The following is a 3,318-nucleotide window of genomic DNA, read 5'->3' as shown; positions in this document are numbered from 1 at the left end:
CCTGCTGGCCGGGCGGGTCCGGGAGGCCCGGGCGGCCGGGCTCACCCGCGTCGTGCTGGCCGGCATGGGCGCTTCGCCGGCCGCCGCCGAGGCGGTCGTCCGGACGGCCGCGCCGGAGGGCGCCGAGCTGGTCGTCCTGGACACCGCCGATCCCCGCGCAGTGCGGGCGGCCCTGGCCGACCTGCCCGCGACGCTGCTGGTGGTGGCCGACAAGAGCGGCACCGCCCTGGAGACCGACGCGCACCTGCGGATCTTCGAGGAGGCGTTCGGGGCCGCCGGGATCGATCCGGCGGCGCGGATCCTGGTCGTCACCGATCCGGGCTCCCCGCTGGACGGCCGGTACGACACCGTGCACGGCGATCCGGAGTGCGGGGAGCGGTTCGGCGCGCTGGACGCCTACGGCCTCGTTCCGGCGGCGCTCGCCGGCGTCGACGCCGAGGAGCTGCTGGACGACGCGTCCGCGCTGGCCGCGACGCTGGACCAGCCCTACGACAACCCCGCGCTCGCGCTGGGCGCGGCGCTCGGCGCGTCGGCGCTGGCGGGCCGCGACAAGCTCGTGCTGGCCGATCACGGCTCGGGCCTGCAGGGGCTCGCCGAGTGGATCGAGCGGCTGGTCGCGGCGTCCACCGGCAAGGACGGGCGGGGCCTGCTCCCGGTCGTGGTGGAGGGTGTCGCCGCGCCCGGTTTCCAGCTCACCGACGACCTGCGCCGGGTGGTCCTGGGCAGCCGTCCGGACGAGCCGGGTCCGGCCCGCGAGGCGGGTCTGACGGTCTCCGGCCCGCTCGGCGCGCAGTTCCTGCTGTGGGAGTACGCGGTCGCGGTGGCGGGCCGGGTGATGGGGGTGAACCCCTTCGACGAGCCCGCGGTCGCCGAGTCGCGGGAGGGCACGGCCGCGCTGCTGCGCGCGGCCGAGGGCGCGGCTCCGACGGTCATCCCGAGCGTCCCGGCCTTCGTCGACGACGCGGTGGAGGTGCACGGCCGCCCGGAACTGCTGAAGGGCGCGGGCTCGCTGACCGACGTCCTGGACGCGGTGGTGGGCGCCGTGCCGGACCGCGGCTACCTGGCCGTCCTGGCCTACCTGGACCCGGTCGGGGACGCGCCGGCGGCGGGCCTGCGTCCGCTGCTGGCCGAGCGTTCGGCGCGGGTGCGCCGCTCCCCCGTGCCGGTCACCTTCGGCTGGGGGCCGCGGTACCTGCACTCCACCGGGCAGTTCCACAAGGGCGGCCCGGAGAGCGGCGCGTTCGTCGTCATCACGGCGGAGCCGGACGCCGACATGGCCGTCCCCGGCCGTCCGTACACGCTGGCGGAGCTCCAGCTGGCCCAGGTCTACGGTGATGTGCGGGCGCTGCGGTCCCGGTCGCGGCCGGTGGTGCGCGTCCATCTGACGGACCGGGGGGAGGGTCTCGGGCGGCTCGCCAAGGCCCTCACCTGACCCGCACGTCCCTCCCGACCGTCCGAACCCGCGGTTCACACCGGGCCCGGCCGTGCAAACGGCCGGGCTTAGCCGTGTCTGTCCTGGTTTTCCCGCACTTGTTCACAAATCGACACCTGGAAGATCGGGGAGTTGGTCGCGGATGCCCGTTGTCTCCTGAAACGATGGGCGCGGGAGGAACGGTGTCCGGATTCGACGTACTGACGCGCGGCGACGTGCTGGAGCAGGCACTGCAGGCGCGCGACTACCTGGTCGCCTGCGGGGTGCCCGCGGCGCTGGCCGCCAAGGACCCGCGGCTGTGGGGCCGGCGGGCCGTCGACCACAGCCGCCTGGCCTGGCTGGACCTGCCGTTCGCCTCCCGCTACCTGCTGGACAAGGTCGAGGACGTGGTCGTCGAGGCCCGGTTCGCGGGGCTCGACCACGTGGTGCTGGTCGGCGTGGGCGCCGACGCGCTCGCCGCGCAGGCCATCATGGAGGAGCACGCCCCGGCGGGCGGGGCGGCGGGCGGCGCGCTCACCGTCCTGGACGGCTCGGACACCGCGGCGCTCGCGTTCACGCTGGAGCGCCTCGACCGCACCCTGGTGGTGCTGGCGAGCAAGTCCGGGGTGTCCCTGGAGGGCGACGCCTACCTGCGCATCCTCGCCGACGCGTTCCGCAGGCGCGGGATGGCCGACCGGGAGATCGCGGCGCGGTTCGTGGTGATCACCGACCAGGGCAGCCCGCTGCACGGGTTCGCGCGCGGCAAGGGCTACCGGGTCGGGCTGACCGACCCCGGCCTGCCCGCGCACATGGCGGCGCTGTCGGCCTACGGGCTGGTGCCCGCGGTGCTGGCCGGCGCGGACGTCGGCCAGGTGCTCGACGAGGCCGCCGCGCTCGCGCCCGCGCTGCTCAACGACAAGGACAACCCGGGACTGCTGCTCGGCGCGATCATCGGCGGCTGCGCGCAGCGCGCCCCCGAGGGCCTGCCCCGGGACAAGGTCGTGCTGCACGAGCCGGGCGGCTCCGGCGCGCTGAGCGGCTGGATCGCGCAGGCGCTCGCGGCCGGGACCGGCAAGCGCGGGCGCGGCGTGCTCGTGCTCGACCCGCCCGGCAGCCCCGCCGAGCTGCCCGACGCGCACGGCGTCGCGCTGAACCCCAAGCAGGGCGCGCAGGGCACGCACAGCGACGCCGAGACCTCGGTGTGGGCGCCGCTCGGCGCGCAGTTCCTGCTGTGGGAGTACGCGACCGCGGTCTCCGGATGGCTGCTCGGCGTGAACCCGTTCGAGCCCGGCGGCGCCGTCGCGCAGGACGCCGAGGACGACGCGGCCTCGCTGCTGGCCGCGGCGGCGGGCGGGCCGCTCCCGGCCGGGCGTCCGGTGTTCGCCGACGGCGAGGTGGAGATCCACACCGCGCTGCCCGTCCCCCAGTCGGCCGACGGGCTGTCCGCCGCGCTGGTGGCGCTGCTCGCGCAGGTGCCCCCGGAGGGCTACCTGTCCGTGGTGACCTACCTGTCCGGGGAGCTGTCCGGGCGCTACCTCGCGCCGACCCTGGCGCGGCACACGGGCCGTCCGGTGGTTTACGGCGCGGGCCCCGGGTATCTGCACGCGACCGGGTCGGTGCACAAGCGCGGTCCCGGCGGCGGGGCGTTCCTGCTCGTGACGGGCGACCCGCCGGAGGGCGACCCGGTCGCCGACATGCCGGTGCCGGGGCGTCCGTACGGCCTGGCGTCGCTGCAGCTCGCGCGGGCGCTCGCCGAGGAGCGGGCGCTGCGGGCGCTGGGCCTGCCGGTCGTCCGCGTCCACCTGCGGGACGCGGTCGAGGGCGCGGGACGCCTCACCGAGGCGGTCCGCGGGCTGGGCGCGGCGGGCGCCCCCGAGCGGACCGGCACGAGGGCACGGGCCACGGGG

Annotated in this window: 2 protein-coding genes; both read left to right on the top strand. The window is 76.9% G+C overall.

The features are described from left to right. The coding region (locus tag DZF91_RS40405) for a glucose-6-phosphate isomerase (RefSeq protein ID WP_117359860.1) at positions 1 to 1,432 on the top strand (1,432 nt) is incomplete at its 5' end. A gap of 182 nt (positions 1,433 to 1,614) precedes the next feature. After that, on the top strand, positions 1,615 to 3,318 hold a 1,704-nt coding region (locus DZF91_RS26235), incomplete at its 3' end, for a phosphoheptose isomerase (RefSeq protein ID WP_117359859.1).

This window comes from Actinomadura logoneensis, assembly GCF_003428695.1.
In the GTDB taxonomy this organism is placed as follows: domain Bacteria; phylum Actinomycetota; class Actinomycetes; order Streptosporangiales; family Streptosporangiaceae; genus Spirillospora; species Spirillospora logoneensis.
Note: the sequence above shows the minus strand (reverse complement) of the source record. Positions and strands in the feature narration are given on the sequence as shown.